This is a genomic window from Thermogladius calderae 1633, from assembly GCF_000264495.1.
GTDB classification, from domain to species: domain Archaea; phylum Thermoproteota; class Thermoprotei_A; order Sulfolobales; family Desulfurococcaceae; genus Thermogladius; species Thermogladius calderae.
In genome coordinates this window covers 827,610-844,082 of record NC_017954.1, presented here as the reverse complement: position 1 = coordinate 844,082, position 16,473 = coordinate 827,610, and the positions used below count along the sequence as shown (strand labels likewise).

At 57.1% G+C, this 16,473-nt stretch carries 13 protein-coding genes; 2 read left to right on the top strand and 11 right to left on the bottom strand.

Annotated features, from left to right (window positions below; genetic code table 11):
• Window positions 1–55: 55 nt before the first annotated feature.
• Together TCELL_RS04700 and TCELL_RS04695 are read right to left on the bottom strand one after the other, a co-directional pair.
• Window positions 56–1,210 carry a hypothetical protein gene (locus tag TCELL_RS04700; RefSeq protein WP_052307223.1) on the bottom strand — a complete coding sequence of 385 codons (1,155 nt, stop codon included), beginning with the start codon at window positions 1,208–1,210 and terminating at the stop codon, window positions 56–58.
• Between the two features lie 68 nt (window positions 1,211–1,278).
• Entirely contained in the window at window positions 1,279–3,459 is a 2,181-nt protein-coding gene (locus tag TCELL_RS04695; protein WP_052307222.1) for a metallophosphoesterase family protein, read from the bottom strand.
• Window positions 3,460–3,519: 60 nt separating this feature from the next.
• On the opposite strand from TCELL_RS04695, the gene hjc reads away from it, so the two are divergent.
• The gene (hjc, locus tag TCELL_RS04690; protein ID WP_014737577.1) at window positions 3,520–3,981 is read left to right on the top strand and encodes a Holliday junction resolvase Hjc; all 462 of its coding nucleotides are present in this window, start codon (window positions 3,520–3,522) and stop codon (window positions 3,979–3,981) included.
• A 2-nt stretch (window positions 3,982–3,983) separates the two neighbouring features.
• On the opposite strand, the gene TCELL_RS04685 is transcribed toward hjc, so the two are convergent.
• Window positions 3,984–5,543, bottom strand: coding sequence for a PINc/VapC family ATPase (locus TCELL_RS04685; RefSeq protein WP_014737576.1), 1,560 nt, complete (start codon window positions 5,541–5,543; stop codon window positions 3,984–3,986).
• A gap of 83 nt (window positions 5,544–5,626) precedes the next feature.
• Between TCELL_RS04685 and TCELL_RS04680 the strand changes: the two genes are divergently transcribed.
• Entirely contained in the window at window positions 5,627–7,108 is a 1,482-nt protein-coding gene (locus tag TCELL_RS04680) for a metallophosphoesterase family protein (RefSeq protein WP_048163175.1), read from the top strand.
• Here the strand turns inward: TCELL_RS04680 and TCELL_RS04675 are convergent.
• The 8 genes from TCELL_RS04675 to TCELL_RS07320 all read right to left on the bottom strand — a co-directional run bounded on the left by TCELL_RS04675 (window position 7,098) and on the right by TCELL_RS07320 (window position 16,472).
• Complete coding sequence (locus tag TCELL_RS04675) at window positions 7,098–8,429, bottom strand: cyclic 2,3-diphosphoglycerate synthase (protein ID WP_048163172.1); 1,332 nt, start codon at window positions 8,427–8,429, stop codon at window positions 7,098–7,100. The genes TCELL_RS04680 and TCELL_RS04675 overlap by 11 nt on opposite strands.
• Window positions 8,430–8,489: 60 nt before the next feature.
• Window positions 8,490–10,994: a phosphoenolpyruvate synthase gene (gene ppsA, locus TCELL_RS04670; RefSeq protein WP_048163170.1), complete on the bottom strand. Its 2,505-nt coding sequence runs from the start codon at window positions 10,992–10,994 to the stop codon at window positions 8,490–8,492.
• A gap of 120 nt (window positions 10,995–11,114) precedes the next feature.
• The gene (locus TCELL_RS04665) at window positions 11,115–12,416 is read right to left on the bottom strand and encodes a complex I subunit 5 family protein (RefSeq protein WP_014737572.1); all 1,302 of its coding nucleotides are present in this window, start codon (window positions 12,414–12,416) and stop codon (window positions 11,115–11,117) included.
• Entirely contained in the window at window positions 12,417–14,090 is a 1,674-nt protein-coding gene (locus TCELL_RS04660; protein WP_014737571.1) for an NADH-quinone oxidoreductase subunit 5 family protein, read from the bottom strand.
• 3 nt (window positions 14,091–14,093) lie between these two features.
• A complete protein-coding gene (locus TCELL_RS04655; RefSeq protein ID WP_014737570.1) occupies window positions 14,094–14,378 on the bottom strand; it encodes an NADH-quinone oxidoreductase subunit K in 285 nt (94 codons plus the stop codon).
• A 2-nt stretch (window positions 14,379–14,380) separates the two neighbouring features.
• Window positions 14,381–14,815: a hypothetical protein gene (locus TCELL_RS04650; protein ID WP_014737569.1), complete on the bottom strand. Its 435-nt coding sequence runs from the start codon at window positions 14,813–14,815 to the stop codon at window positions 14,381–14,383.
• The gene (locus TCELL_RS04645; protein WP_014737568.1) at window positions 14,812–15,774 is read right to left on the bottom strand and encodes a complex I subunit 1/NuoH family protein; all 963 of its coding nucleotides are present in this window, start codon (window positions 15,772–15,774) and stop codon (window positions 14,812–14,814) included. The genes TCELL_RS04650 and TCELL_RS04645 overlap by 4 nt, the downstream gene beginning before the upstream one ends.
• Window positions 15,771–16,472, bottom strand: coding sequence for a 4Fe-4S binding protein (locus tag TCELL_RS07320; RefSeq protein WP_014737567.1), 702 nt, complete (start codon window positions 16,470–16,472; stop codon window positions 15,771–15,773). Before TCELL_RS07320 ends, TCELL_RS04645 begins: the two co-directional genes overlap by 4 nt.
• Window position 16,473 lies beyond the last annotated feature (1 nt).

Genomic DNA, 16,473 nt, shown 5'->3' with positions numbered 1-16,473 from the left:
GCCAGGTTAATAATGGTGTGGACGAGGCTAAAAAGCTTAAAAAAGGGTTCGAAGCCTACTTCTTCCCGGGTCTCCTAGCTAGCAGCACTCCCTCGATTATTATGATCAGTACAAGGACTCCGGCTACAACTCCCGTGGTAGTCCAGTCTACTGTGGTAGTTGTCGACGTGGTAGTGTAGGTGGTCGTGAAAGTCGTGGTCGACGTGACGGTCGTAGTAGCCGTGGTTGTGAAAGTCTCGGTAGAGGTCACGGTCGTGGTCACCCTAGACGTGACTATCGTGGCCAGCCAGGTGATGAAGTTCGTCACCCACCTGGGGCCGTCCAGTGGTATGCCGTAGTAGCTGGAGGCCCATGCAGGCTCGTAGTCGCCGTATATCGACTCGCCGGACAACACTATAATGACGTTCTTGTCGCCCCAGTACTCCGCCATGTAGCCCACGAACGTGTTCTCGTCTTTAGAGTACTTCACCGGGTCGTAGACCAGTGGCGCCCAGTTAGCGTAGTTTACGCCTATGTGAGCGTAGTGGAAGTAGACCAGCCTTATCAGGTCGGAGGTGATGTCTGTGACCGGGTCGTGGTAATTCCCGCTGGAATCAACCCATATGACGCAGGTGGGCCCGTGCATCAGTATCGGCTTGGATATACCGGCGGACAGTATCTGCGTGTACAGGTCCGGCCTGTTGTCCGGCTCCACGAAGGCCAGCATCCTGTAGTAGGCCTTCGCGATTACAGGCCAGTCGCTACCGCCGTAGGTGTAGGTCCCGTTGTAGTTGCTGTAGACAGCGCCCTGCTCCAGCCTGAGCTTAGACCCGATGGCCTCCATTAGGTTGTTGACTATCTGGATCGTCTGGTAGCCGTTGCCGTAGTCGCTGTCGCCGCCTACCCATAGGGCCTTGTTGCCCTTGCTAAGCCAGTCTATGATCGCGTTGATCTCGTCGGCGCTGAAGGCGACCGTGGGCTGCCCTATCAGGAGGATGTCGACGTCGGCCAACTTGTCGGGGGTTAACATGTCATTGTTCACTATCCACTTCACGAAGGTGATGTTACCCATGATGTAGTTCAGGTACTTGTCGCTCTCGCCGTGGGCCAGGTCGGCCATTACAGTGACGGTCCTCGTGGTCTGCGCGCTAGAGAGGGCTGGGGCTAGTACAGTTAGGGCGATGAAGAGGGAGAACACGATAGCCATTAGTAGGAGTGGTCCTTTGTTCAACCGTTTACACCCCTTCTTAGACTAATAGAGGGGGTCTAGGTAAAAAATGTTTTCGTGTATTCTGCCTTCTATTTTTTACCACGCAGTAGAAGGAGCGCTACCACTACTACTACGATCGCGGCGACCGCGACAAGAGTCAGCACAATTACTGACGAGGGTGCCCCTGGGCCCGTCGCCTGAGTTGGTGGGGGAGTAGTAGTGGTGGTCGTGGTGGTTGTCGTCGTGGTCGTAGTAGTTGTGGTTGTTGTAGTAGTCGTAGTAGTCGTGGTCGTCGTAGTAGTGGTTATGGGCACGATGGGCGTAGTGGTGGGTGTCTGGCCCTGTGGGTAGAAGTATATCACGAACGCGGCGTCGACCCTGTTACCAGCGTTGTCGTAGCCGGTAACGTTCAAGTAGGCGCTGGTTGGCTGCTCGCCGCTGGGTGATGGGAGTGTGAGCAGGTACGTGTAGGTGTCGAAGCTGTTAGCCAGGGTGCCGGGGCTACTGAGGGTGGGCTGTATGGTGACAGTGTTGCCGTCGTACGTGTAGGTCACCGTTATGTTCTTCGGGCCCCAGCCCTTGTCTGTCAGGTCGAGGTAGACTATTAGCTGCCTGCCCAGCGTTGGCACCTTCGGGACTGTGAGCTTTATACTGACCTGGGGAGGCTCCTCGTCAACCATGTTAGCCAGAGCGAACTCGAGGCCCGAGCCGTACGGGAGGCTTATGTTCAGGGCCACGAACAGCCTGTCTCCCACTAGCAACTTGTCGACAACCTGGACGCTCGCGCCGCCCGTCGCGTTCAGTAGCTTGAAGACAAAGTCCCCAGCCCACGGGAGGGACCAGACCACCACCCCGGACAAGTTGAGGTAGCTGAGGTTGTTGTAGGCCTTCACAATGTAGGCGCGGGGTGTCTGCAGGAGTACAGCTGGCACGAAGGACTGGTTCTCGACTCCGTAGTTGTTCCTAGGCGGGTATATTCCGATGGGTAGCGAGTTCATGGCGAGGTTGGGCTTGTACTTCTTTGCCAGGTCGCCCGTTATATTACTGAAACCGATGAACGTTGGCGGCTTAGCCAAGAACTGGAGGTCTCCCGTCTTCGTGTCCAGCCCGTAGTAGTCTATGCCGTCGTATATGGCTGAGCCCATACCGCTGGTGGTTATTGTCAAGAAGTACGTCGTGGTGTTAGTCCGGGTACTGACGTACTTGACGAACAAGTCCCTGTGGACGTGGCCGGCGAGGACGTAGGTTATGTTATAGTCCTCTATGAGCCTGAGCGTGTAGAAGAAGCTCGTCATGTTTCCGCTCCAGTAGCTACTGACGGGCGTCCACGGCCCTCCGGACACGTAGGGCCTCAACGTCTGTTGGTCGTCGCTGCTCGTTATCAGCTCCCCCTGGTAGTAGAACATCGGGTGGTGCATCAAGAGTATCTTGATGGGCACGTTCGAGAACTGCTTTAAGGTGCTCTCTAAGAAGACCAGCTGGTCCCAGTCCAGGTAGCCCGCTTCCCTCGTGTTAACCGCTACGATGAGCACTTTCCCGCCGATGACCCTATACCACTGGGTGTCGCCGAGGTACTTGTAGTACTGGTCGTTCGGCATGTCGTGGTTGCCCGGGTTGCCGAATATCGGGAAGCTGTATAGGAAGGCGTACTCGAAGCCCACGGCCTGCTCGTACTGTGGGGCCGAGGCGGTGTCGGCTACGTCTCCCGTGTCTATGACTAGGTCGGGGGAGAACAGGCCCGTGACGAGGTAGCTTGAGAACCTGTTCATGTCGCCTGTTATTATGTTGGGCTGCCCGGCCCCGTAGTGCTGGTCCGAGATGTGGACTATCCTGAGGACGTCGCCCAGAGTCTTGATGACCCACAGGCTTCTTGGCAGGTAGAGCGTCTGCCCACCCGTCAAAACGATGTCGTAGACGCCGCCCTCGGCCTCGTTAGGCACTTTTACAGACACGACGCCGCCACTTGATGTAGCTGCTATAGTGTAGTTGAACAGCTTTAGGGCGTTGCCCACGAGCTTCACAGTCCAGATGTAGCCGCCCGTAATGCTGACTCCCGCGTACTCGTCCTTCAGCTTGATGTAGACCGTGTCTCCGGGGAACGCTACAGCCGGTTTATTCATCGACACGTTTGTCGCAGGCGAGACCCAAGGCTTGTAGACCACGCCGGGTAGTACCGGGGCCTCACCTGCAGATACCGCTTGCATAGGTATAACTATTAATGTTAACACTAGTGTGAGGACAATGGTTGCGATAATGACTTTTTTGACCATGAGGTCCACCGGAACGGCATTTTTATACTCTCATACCCTAGTCAAATAAACTTAACGAGCGTGAGTAAGAGTTTGTCTAACAGGAAGAGGGGCTTCGCGCACGAGAGAGACCTTGCTAGGAGGCTTTGGGAGAAGGGCTTCGCTGTCATGAGAGCCCCGGCGAGCGGCTCGAAAGCCAAGAGGGTGGTATACCCCGACGTGGTCGCTATCATGAACGGCCATGTCTTCGCTTTCGAGGTCAAAACCACTAGAACGGGGGAAAAGACTCTGTACATTCACAGAGACCAAGTCCAAAAACTCGTAGAGTTTGTCAGGAGGTCGGGAGGGACCGCATTCATAGCGGTCAAGATCGTAGGGAAAGGGGGGTGGATGTTCGTACCCGTGAAGGAGCTTGTGGAGACGCCTGGAGGCAATTACAAGCTCTCACTCGGCGACATGCGGGAGGGCAGCTTTTTGAGGATAGACAACCTAGTGGCCATTGCACTAGGGGTTAGGCCTCTACGCGAGTTCCTGAAGAGCTAGGGCTACTCGAGCTTGACTCTTATGTTTACCTTGTACTTTTCCATGAGCTTCCTGAGCTTTCTCATGGACTTTACATACTTGTTGGCCGAGTCTCTGGGTATCGATATGACAACCCCGTCCTCTACCTCTTCGAGCCTGGCCCCGGGGAACAGCCTCTCGAGCTGGGCGTACAGCCTGTTATTTGCCTGCTTACCAAACTTCAGCTTCTTGACGGGGACGACCACCGTCTGCTCGCCGAAAGTGTATATCTCGTACTCCAGCTCGTCGGTCATGAAGTCCCTGACCTCTACTACGGGCCTTGAGAGCTCCGCCTCCTTTAACCCTGTCGGCAGCTTGACCGTCATCCTGACGTCGTAGACCTTCTCGACGAACCCGTTCCTTATGAAGATCACAGTGTCGACCAGGGAGGGTATCATACCAAGCTCGACCCTCCCGATGAACCTCTGGATAGCGTCTATTGGGCTGGTCGCGTGGACGACGCCTATCATCCCGATGCCCGCCAGCCGCAGGTCTGCGTATAGCTTGAAGTCCTCGTCGGTCCTCATCTCGTCGAAGACTGTGTAGTCCGGCCTGGAGAGGAGGAGTATGTCGTGCAGCTCCCTCGCGTCGGCGTACGTCTTGCTGTACTGGGTGACCTCCTCCGGAAGTACCATGTCTCTAGGGCTCTCGATAGTCTTCACGATCTTGCCCCTCCTGTAGTAGTACTCGGCGAGTGCCTGTGCGAAGGTCGTCTTCCCCATACCCGGTGCCCCGGCGATCAGTATGCCCTCAGCCCTCTCGTTAAGCCTGTTTACCAGCTTGGGCGGTAGGTTGTAGTCCTCGAGCCTGAGCTTCTTGAGTGGGCGCACTATGGTCAGCTCCCAGCCATCGCTCATCGGCGGCCTCGTCACGACAATCCTGTACAGGCCGAGCTGTATTATGGAGGACCCCGGCCTGTCGATCTCTATGAAGCTGTCCTCCCTCCTCCTCGCCTCTTCGACGATCTCGTTGACCATTTGCTCTATCTCGCTCCTCGTCAAGGCGCCGTCGGAGAGCCTGACGTAGCTCCAGTCGCCCGGCCTGCCCTTCTTGGCCACGGGCTGAGTGTTCTCCTTTATGTGGACGCTCATCGTGTTCTCGTCGAAGAACCTCTCGAAGGATAGGCGGACCCGGTTCTCGGGCTCGTATAAGAGGGCGTCGACGCCCATCGCCTCGGAGACCATTTTCGCGACCCTGCTCCCGGTCACGACTAAGCCCCCGACCTGCATGGCGTAGTCTCTCACAACCATGTTAAGGGCGCTCTCGTCGAGCTCCCTCGCCCTGTACGCCGACTCGTCGCCCGCGTACTCCAGCCTAATGAGCCCCCTCGCGCTGAGCTCTCTTAACCTCTTCAGCTCCTCCAGCCCCGCGTACCCTACTGCCTGGTCCCTCAGAGCGGCCTGCTCGAGGTAGGCGATTATCTCCTTCCTGACCACAACTCTACCCCTGAGCCGCCCCTCCTCCACCAGCTTAGAGACTATCCCCTGGACGATCGCCGTCAGGTCCGGCACAGCGACAGTCTCGCCGGCAAGCCTTATACCCACTACCTATCCACCATTACACTGCTTGCTAATTGGAAAACAGGTTTTAAAGCTCGCCTAGTCAAGCTAGTATCGGTGACGTGTAGTTGAGGCATGAGATAGCCGCGTTATTGCTGCTCCTGACGTTGACCACCGCCATGGGTGTACACGCCGAGGGAGCGCAGCCCCTCCAGCAGGCCACTTCTAGACCTCTCCCGCAGAACCTACCCTACTACGTGCTGGTCGTGTGGGGCGACAACAGACCCTCGTCTACCTCGGGCCCCTCCTCGCTGGTGTACCCAAATGTCTTCGTGGACATACTGAACGAAATCAGCTGGATATACCCCCAGGCGGTGATCGGTGGAGGCGACTTCGTGTCCTTTGGCACTCTCGACCAGTACAAGGCGTTCTACAACCTGTTGTCGCAGGCTAGAATCGACAACTTCATACCGGTCATTGGCAACCACGACGTGGCCTACGGCCCCGACTCCTGGAGCTACTACGCGGCGTACGTGGGGAACACGACCGTCGTCTTCGACGACATACCCGGGTGGAGGATCGCCTCGCTCAACGCTGAGGGGTCTCTCAGCGACCTCTATTACGGGCTCAACGCGACGCTGAGCGGTCTTGGCAACAGGTCGCTAATTTTGGCCTACCACAGGCCTATCTACCCCTACGTCGGTCACAACATGCAGGACGAGGAGCCAGACAAGGCCAGCGCGATACTGAACTTCTCATCCTCTCTCCCTGCCCCGCCGAGAATAGTCCTGCAGAGCCACTGGCACGGCTACGCCGAGAACGCGACGCCCAGCACACTCTGGCTCGTGACGGGCGGTGGAGGTGCGCCTCTCTACGGCTGCTCCTCGTCCAACGCTACATTCTGCTCGTCGACCCACAACTACGTCGTCCTAGTACTCTACCCGACCGGGGAGTACAGCTACATACCGTTGAAGGCGGGGCCGGGCTCGGGCAACGTGACAGTGAGAGTAGTCGACTCGGTCAGCTTCGTTGTGAACAACACCAAGCTGGATGTGTACGGGAACTACAGTGACGTGCCTGTCAGGCTGGTCTGGACGGCCGGTAGCACAGTCGTCTACCTCGTCGGCTTCGCTCCAGCCAACTCGGTGTCCTACGCCACGTACGACGAGTCGAGTAAGGCGATAAGGACAAACCTGACCAACGCCTACGTCTACGTGCAGAGCCTCGACAGGCCCTACGAGGCGACTGTGGTCGAGGTCAGAGCAGGGTTAGCAGACCTCTCCGCCTTAAACTTGTCTGGCGTCACCGCGGTCTCGCCACCTATGGTTGTACAGCCCACGCAGACCACGACCACTACGAGGACGACCACCACTACGAGGACCACGACGACTACGACTACTCTTACAACTACTACAACCACGACGACTACCACGATGGCACCATCTCCAGCCGCTACCTCTACTACGACAACCACGACAACGACGGCGCAGGTAACAACAGGGGCTCCCGAGGCGACTGTGGCTCGGGATGTCGTGACGGTAGTTGTAGTCCTACTGTTCGTGCTCGCCCTGGCCTACCTGTACCTCAGGAGGGCTAGGGCTAGAAAATGAATTTTTTACCGGCCCTCTCCAGGAACTTGTCTACAATGTCCTTGAAAGTGGGGCCCTCTACCACGCGCACCCTGAAGGACACGTGTAGAGCCGGCTTGTTCAGCTTAATAAGCTTGGTGAGGTCGCTGGGCGTAGCGAGTAAAACGGCGTCAGCCGGCACCGCGTTCAGGGTCTCCTCTAAGTCCCTCAACTGATCAGGGTTGTACCCCATACTGGGTACTACGGGCCCTATACTCCTGAACTCCTCGTACACCGCCTTCAGGGAGCCCCTCGCGTAGGGGCGCGGGTCGACTACCTCGAGCCCGTACTTCTTGGCCGCCACGTAGCCGGCTCCGTAACCGGCACCGCCGTGTGTTACAGTGGGGGCGTCCTCGACAACGACGACTCTCCTAACACCCTTCGGCTCGCCCTCCTCTATAAACACGTCGCTTACGGCTATGCTCACCTCGGCTCTCGGGTTCAGGGCCTTGACCCTCTCCACGAGGCTGTCCAGCACTTGCCTGGTCGCCTGGTCTGCCTTGTTTATGATCACGTTGTCGCAGGCAAGGAGGTTCACCATGCCCGGGAAAGCTGACGTCTCAATACCCGGCCTCATAGCATCTGCCACTGTGATGTAAAGGTCTGGCTTGTAGAACGGGAAGTCGTTGTTGCCCCCGTCCCATAGGATCACGTCGCTGCTCTTCTCGACCTCTCTCAGGATCATCCCGTAGTCTACGCCGGCGTAGACCGTGAACCCCAGTTTCAGGTAGTGCTCGTACTCCTCCCTCTCCTCTACTGTTATCTGGTACTTACTTAGGTCGTCGAACGTCTCGAACTTCTGAACCGGGTAGAAGACCTCGCTGTACGGCATAGGGTGCCTTACAACACCCACCCTTAAACCCCTAGACTTAAGCTCTAACGCGACCTCGCGTGAGACGCTGCTCTTCCCTACACCCGTCTTCACGCCCGTCACTGCTACAACGGGCTTAATGCTCTCCAGCATCGTGTCTTTGAAGCCGAGGATCCTGAAGCTGGCCCCCGTCTTGAGGACTCTGGAGACTACCTCGCCTAGCTCTTGGAACGTAAGGTCGCTGTAGGATAAGACCGCCTCTTCGAACCCGGGGTTCTCGGCGAGCTCCTCTAAGTACCCAATCCCGAGGACGGGTATCCCGTTCGGGTATAGCCTGCCAGCGAGCTCTGGAGGGTAGACCCTCGTCTTCAGCCCCTTTATCTGTGTCTGGAGGAATGCCACTACACGGTACTCGGGGTTGTCCCTGAAGTACACGTTGAAGTTGTGGAAGTCCCTACCGGAAGCGCCTACAATCACGACTCTCTTAGGCATATATACACCATGTAGAAGAATAAAGGGCATGAATAAAAAACTTTGGTTTGCCTAAAGGGGTTAGAGGTTCATCTTCTTCAGGATGGCGTCGAGCTTCTCGAGCATGATCTTTCTCTCGATGCTGGCGACGAGCCTCCTGGTCGATACGACCGCGTCGGGGTTAACGCTGATGCTGTCGATACCCAGCCTCACTAGGTACTCCGTGATCTCCGGGTAGACGCTGGGGGCCTGCCCGCAGATGCTGACAGTGGCGCCCTTGCTGTGAGCCTTCTCGATCAGCATTCTTATGGCCTCGAGAACCGCCGGGTCTCTCTCGTCGAAGTAGCCCATCTCGGCGAGTATCTGGCTGTCCCTGTCGGCGCCCAGGACTAGCTGTGTCAGGTCGTTGCTACCGATACTGAAGCCGTCCACGTACTCGGCGAACTTGTCCGCGAGTATCGCCACGCTGGGAACCTCCGCCATAGCCCAGACCTTGAAGTCCTTGCTCCTCTTGAGGCCCTCCTCTTCGAGTATCTTAACGACCCTCTGTACCTCCCACAGCGTCCTTACGAACGGGAACATGACCCAGACGTTTGTGAGACCCATCTCTTCTCTGACTTTCCTGATAGCCCTGACCTCCAGCCTGAAGCCCGCCTCGTACTTCGGGTGGATGTACCTGCTGACGCCTCTCCAGCCAATCATCGGGTTCCTCTCGTCCGGCTCGAACTTCTCACCGCCCTTCAAGCCCCTGAACTCGTTCGTCCTGAAGTCGCTGAACCTAACGACCACCGGCCTCGGGTATATCGCCTGGGCTACCTTGGCAACACCGGCAGCCAGCTTGTTGATGAAGAAGTCCTCCTGCTTCGTCTCTATCAGGTACATTGGGTGGTAGCCTATCCAGTCCGTGAAGATGAACTCTATCCTCATCAACCCTATGCCGTCGAACGGGAGGTCCTTGTACTTGTCGATCGCGTCGGGTTCTCCCAAGTTCATGTATATCTTCGTGGCTGTTACCGGGTAGAGTGGCAAGAGCTGCTCCGGGCTGATGCCCACAGCCGCGACAACGGCTCCGGCTACGGGCTGCTCTGGGGCGGCTGCCTTGGGCTTGACCAGCTCTTCAACTATACCCTCGTATATGACGCCTCTAGCGCCGTCGACAGTTACCTCCTGTCCGGACTGGATCGCCTTGGTGGCGTTACCAGTGCCAACCACTGCCGGAATACCGAGCTCCCTGCTCACGATAGCGGCGTGGCTTGTCATACCACCCTCGTCGGTCACAATAGCGGCAGCCTTCTTCATGAGTGGTACCCAGTCGGGGTCGGTCATCCTAGTGACGAGGATCTCGCCCTGCTTGAACTCCATGGCCTCCTTGCTCTTCGGGTCGAATATCACCTTCGCCACGCCTGCGCCGACGCCGGGGCTCGCCGGCAACCCCTTCGCGAGGATCTTGGCCTCTGCCAGCTTCACGGTCTTCTTGGCCTCCACGGCGCCCACCTTCTTCTCGGCCTCCTTGGCCTTCTTGACGCTCCACACCGTCTCGGGTCTTGCCTGGACTATGAACACGCTCTCGGGGAACTTCAGGTCCATGTCGACTGCCCACTCTATGTCCATGTGCCTGCCGTAGTGCTTCTGTATGAGCAGTCCTAGCTCTGCCAGCCTCTTGACCTCCTCCTCTGTGAGAGCGGTCTTGTCTGGCTGGGCCACTTTGGCTAGCGGGACGTCGACAACGCTACCCTCGTGTACCCAGGCCTTCTTGTTCTCGTCCCACCTAATGTCGATGTTCTTGCCCTTGCTAGGGTCGAAGGTGATAGCAAAGTTCTTGTTGTTGATCTTGGACTCTACGACCTTGAGCGAACCCTTGTCTACGACGAACTCATCGGGTGTGACTTTGCCTCCTACCACCGACTCGCCTAGGCCCCAGCTCCCCTCGATCACGATGACGTTCTCGTCGCCTGTCACGGGGTGTAGAGTGAACATGACTCCAGCAGACCTGCTGTTGACCATCTTCTGGACAGTGACGCTCATCAGCGCCTTCTCGTGAGGTATCCCCTGGGCTACACGGTAGAAGGTGGCCCTAGCCGTGAATAGGCTGGCCCAGCACCTCTTCACGTAGTAGACCACGTTGTCCTCGCCGTACACGTTCAGGTAGGTGTCCTGCTGGCCCGCGAAGCTAGCCTCGGGCATGTCCTCTGCTGTAGCGCTACTCCTCACAGCTACCCTGAGCCTGGAGGGCTCCATGTTGAGCCTCTTGGCTAGCTCCCTGTAGTACTTCTTGATCTCTGTCTCCACCTCCGGCGGCATGGGCTGCTCTAGGATCATCTGCCTTATCTTGGCGGTGGTCTCCTCCAACTCCTTCGTGTTGTTGACATCGAGCTTGTTCAACATCGAGTAGATCTTCTCGGCTAGCCCCGTCTTGTCGAGGAAGTACTTGAAGGCGTACGACGTGACGGCGAAGCCGGGCGGCACTGGTATACCTGCTGCGATCATCTCGCCCAGGTTCGCATTCTTGCCTCCCACTAACAGTGTGTCCTCCTTCCTTACCTCATCTAACCAGACAACGAACCTCTGTTCTTTCGGCTGACTCATAGACTCCACCATTCAGAGCGGCTCTACTCTGTGATACGCAAAGTAGGGTTTTAATAGTTTACCTTATCGGAGTTAAAAACATGTACGCGTCTATACTCGACCCTCGTAGACCCCGCAGAGCTACCGACCGGTCACCGCGTAAGCCAGGAGCAAGGAGTACCATGGGAATAGGGCTATGGCCAGTACGTTCAACGCCGTGGAGACCGCTAGGTAGACGGGGGTGGAGGAGACGCGTTGGGACCTACCAGTCCCTGATACCAGCGTAAACAACACGTTCAGTATTACTGGTATCAACGCTATCAACGCCAGCATAAACACTACGCCTAGTTCGGGGACGGCCTCCAACAGACCGACTGCTATGTAGAAGTCCCCCCAGAAGGACACGAATGGGGGCACCCCGAGTATTCCCAACAACGAGAGCGCTAGGTTAAGCTTCATCACCCCCCAACCAGAGGCCACACCCACCAAGTCCTGCACGCTGGAGTAACCGTAGTCTCTACGTAGACCCCCCGCCAGTATGAAGGCGGACGTCTTGGATAGCGAGTGTGCCAGGTAGTAAACGAGGGCCATAGAGATAGCGAGGCTGTTACTCGACGAGAACGCGAGGAGCATGGCGTTTGAGGAGAACATGCTAGAGTAGGCCAAGACTCTCCTAAGGTCGCTCTCCTTGTACATGTGTGCTACGCTGACTACCACACCGAGGGACGCCAGTATCGCTACGACCCTGCCTACTAAGGGGTCGGCGAGGACCGTCCTATAGAGCAGTATACTGGCGACACCAGTGGCAGCACTCGATATCACTGCTACCCCAGGCTCGGGGGCGGCCGCGTAGACGTCCGGTAGCCAGAATCCGAGAGGGAACAGAGAGGCCTCTACACCGACACCGACGAGCACGAGTAGTTTGGCTAGAGGCGAAGCCCCCGCTAGGCCGGCCAGGCTTGTGGTGCCTGTCTCGGCAAACGCGAGCGCAAAGCCTGTCAGGAGCAGTAGCGAGCCGGCTGAGCACGTGACCAAGTACTTGATTACCGCACTCGCACTCTCCTCCGACTTCGTGTAGCCCGCGGTGAACAGGACAGATAGGCTGAGGATCTCCCACGCGGTAAAGACGACCACGGCGTCGGTCGCGTACGCGAGTATCGTCGAGGACGAGCACGCCGCCAATACCAGTAGAGTGAACACGCTCCTACCCGCGTCCAGCAGGCCGAAGGCCGAGACTAAGGACGCAATCCCCACTATTGAGACTGTTAGGCCCACTAGCCCCGCGAGCGACCTCTCGAGGACAGACAAGTACAGTAGGGACGCCAGAGTAGCCGCTCCTATAACGAGGGCCGCCCAGTCCCTGACCCTCCTCGGGGCGATTTGTGTGAGGGATACGGCGACGACGCCTGCTAGGGACACGTACTCGGCGTACAAGGCGACCACCTAGTAAACGCCCAGTAGAACCATGAGGGCCACCAGTAGGAACCCCATGATCCACAGAGTCAAGACAGGCGGCTTAGTCCGTTTAAGGTATGCTACCGCTCCTACCAGGAACCTCGCCGAGTAAGAACTAGCCGTGACCAGAAGGGCGTCGAGGTAAAAGCCCTCTCTGGCAATAGCAGACAGACCCCGCAGCCCAACCCTTAGCGTGCCCAGTCTGCCCGAGTACCAGACCGAGTATGCTAGTATTACGCCCAATGCTAGGGCCGACAGGTCGAAGGGGTCGATCACGACCAAGTGAGGGCCGGTGCGGTTTAGAACGCGGTACACGTCCCACATGATAATAGGGCCGGCAAGGTTCGCGGCCGTGAGGGCCATCACGGTCACAGCCATTGGGGCGGGCTCGTAGACCTCGGGCACCCTTTGGGTTTTCCCAGTGTACACCCTGAAGAAAGCCCTGAAGATGTAGAGGGGCGATATGAGCGACACCAATAAGACGAAGAAGAGGCCCGTCCACCCGTGGTACTTCTCGAGGAATGACAAGAGTATGCCCGCCTTCGTGAAGAACCCGGGTAGAGGCGGTACCCCGGCCGTGCTTAGGGCTCCTACGAGGAAGCCAAAGCCGCTCCTCGCGTAGCCAGCCGACCACATACCGCCGAGCTCGTCGATACTCCTGGTCTTCGCACCCTTAGTCACCGTCCCGGACGACAGGAACAGTAGTGATTTGAAGAGTGCGTGGGATAGGAAGTGCAGCTGCGCCATAAGCCAGTTGCCCACGCTCAGGGCCAGGAACATAAGCCCGATGTTGTTTATTGTACTATACGCAAGCACTCGCTTTATGTCCACGGAGGCCAGTGCGGCTAAGCCTGACAGTATTATTGTGACCACTGACAGCGCGACCATTAGCTCGAGGACCACTCCACTGTAGGCGAAGAGAGGGTAGAACCTCGAAACCAAGTAGACACCGGCCTTGACCATCGTAGCCGAGTGGAGTAACGCGCTCACGGGCGTAGGCCCCTCCATCGCGTCGGGTAGCCATATGTGCAGGGGGAACTGCGCTGACTTGCCGACTGCCGCGAGCAGTAGGAGTAGGGATGCAGAATAGGCTTCGATAGGGCTTTGCGAGTAGTGGGATATGATGTCTGGTATAGCGAAGGAACCGAGCTTCAGGGCTACCGTGGACACGAAGGCTATCAGCCCCATGTCGCCTATCCTGGTCACCACAAAAGCCTTGACACCAGCGCTCCTCGCCCTGGGGTTCCACCAGTAATAGGCGATCAAGAGGGCGCTACACACACCCACCAGTTCCCAGGAGACGTATAGGACCACTATGTTTGTCGTAAGCAATAGGAGGTTCATGGAAGCTATGAAGAGTAACATGAGGGTGTAGTACCTCGTGTACTCCTCCTCGTCCGACATGTATCCAACGCTGTACGTCAAGATCAGGAGGCCTAGGAAGTTCAGGGTAACAGTGTACAGCCTACTCAGCCCGTCCGCGAAAAAGCCCAGACCTAGAAGGCCCCCACCATCACCTGTAATGGAGTAGAGGAGCGAGAACAACAGCGCTAAACCCGTTGCGGACACGCTCACCAGCTCTACAGCTCTCCTCCATTTGTGGAGTAGCAGGACCAGCATTATACCAGTGGCTAGGGTCAGTATTGTGAGGCTTGCGTACATCTCTCAGCCCCCGGCAGCCCTAGTGTCTAGAGTCCTAAGCCTAAACCAGTAGAGGAGGACGGCTGTCACGGTGGAGACCTCCACCACGGCTGTTACAACGCTGAGGAGTAGTACGATGTCCCTCGCCGAGAGGCCCGACTCTGAGAACGCGTACGACAGCAGTAAGAGACCTCCGAGAGACATTGCCTGCAGTCCTAGTATAACCTTGACGACGTTCCTTGTAGAGGCCACCGCCGCCAGGCCCACTAGAACCATGGAGAGGGAGATCAAGGTGAGAGCGTCGAACACCGTTAATCAGCCTCCTCCACGAACCATAGTCCGCCCGTCAGCGCGACTACGACTAAAACAGTTAAAAGCACGTAGTCTGTCCAGCTGACCCCTCTCGCGATTGGCCTCGGGCTGATCTCCGGCTCTACGAACCAAACGACGAGTGTAGCAGCTACGAGAGTCAACACCAGTAAGACAGCTGCTAGAACCGAGTATACGTCGGTCTTCGGGGTCTCCGGGGTCGAGACCATGAACCAGACCATTAGTAACACGATGAGCACGCTTACGTATAGCGACGCTATGATGAGTCCGCCCACGTGGCCCACTAGCTCGGACACGGACAGGCCTACGAAGACACTGGCCGCTGCCATGAGAACGATCGAGAATTGAGGCCTTCTGGCGAGCAGGCTCCAAAAGACGAGTACCAGGCCTACGAGAGCAAAGAGGACGGGTGTCATAAGGCATACCTCATTACGGTAGCTAAGACGAACTGGACAACAGCTAGCGGGTATAGGAAGCCCCAGAACCTCCTGGCCAATCCTACGACTCTAATCCTCCCAGTGGACGCGCTGACCACGGTGAGGAGCACGAGTACAACGTTCAACTTTAGGAAGAACAAGAGAAAGCCCTGCCAACCGCCGACCCCCAGAGGCCAGCCCGGGCCTCCGAGGTACATGTCCGCGATGATCGAGGAGCTCCAGACCATGCTAAGGTAGGAGTACAGCCTGACCAGTGCGAGGCTAGCGCCCGAGTACTCTGTCATCCACCCCGTCACGATCTCCTGTTTAGCGTGGGGTAGGTCGAAAGGCCTCTTCTCAAGTTTCGCTAGCAGGGCTATCACAGCCACTACGAAGCCCAGGGGCTGGTATAGGAGTATTGGGCCGTGGAGCTCCTGGTATTCGATGACCTGGTCGATGCCAACCGACCTAGTCTGTACGGCCACCGACGCCACTGCGAGCATGAACACTCCCTCGTACATTGTGTACTGTAGAATGTGCCTCCCGACGCCAATGACCGTGTAGGGCGTCAACACGGCGATCCCCATCAACACTACGGCAAAAGACTCGAGTATGAACAGGAACAACAAGAAGTAGACGTCTTCTCGGAAACCGAGTAGTGAGCGCGGGTCGGTTATAGGCAAAATAGTCATACCGAGTATAGGGATGGAGCACGCTACTATAGGGGACGCGACGTAGAGTAGCCTGTCCGTCGTACGGGGGACCAGCTCTTCCTTCAGCAAAAGCTTCACGAAGTCGGCTACCGGTTGTAGTGTCCCCTTAAAGCCCGTGTAGAGCGGCCCGACCCTCTTCTGTATACGGGCCGTGAGTTTTCTCTCGACGTACTCAAACCAGAAGGCTAGCAGGACCGTAAAGGCGAGCCCAGGGAATACGAGAGCATAGAACAGCACGTCTATCACTCGAAACCACCCTTCAACTCCATTACGAGCGCTACCACGAATAGGACTACTGACAAGAAGAGGACTACCGGTGTCTCGTATACGAGCGCAGCGAATACGACTATTTCGATCAAGAGGAAGATCAGCACAAACCTTAGTAGACTCGGCATGTAGTACTTCTCCCACCTACCATTGTACGTGCCTCCCCCAGCGAACGGCTCGTAGGCTACCGGCTGGTGGCGTCCCCGCGCCGAGACTGCTCTCGAGAGCAGGTAGATGGCTGTTAGTGCTACTAAAATAGAGACATAGGCCGCGAGTATCTTCAGTTCGTGCCCGAATACCAACGAAGCAGATATTAGGGAAGGAGCTTGCTCTAGAGCGTCTAGCGGCGTACCCTTGACCATGTCGATGGCCTTGACTGGGCAGACGTTCGAGCACAAACCACAGTATATACACTTGTAGTAGTTGAAGAAGGGGATCTTCTTGTCAACCTGCTTACCGCCGAGTACCTGCTTGCCCACGACTCTCATTGTTATGGCGTCCGAGGGACACGACCTAGCGCAAAGCGAGCAACCAATACACTTCTCCGGGTTAACCTTCGGGTAGCCTCGCAAGACCTCCCTTTCGACAGCCCTCGAAATGTCGACTGTTATGGGTCTCGAGACGGCGTTCCTCAGCGTAAGGGCGAACAAGCGGAGGCGGTCTCTCATGGACACCATG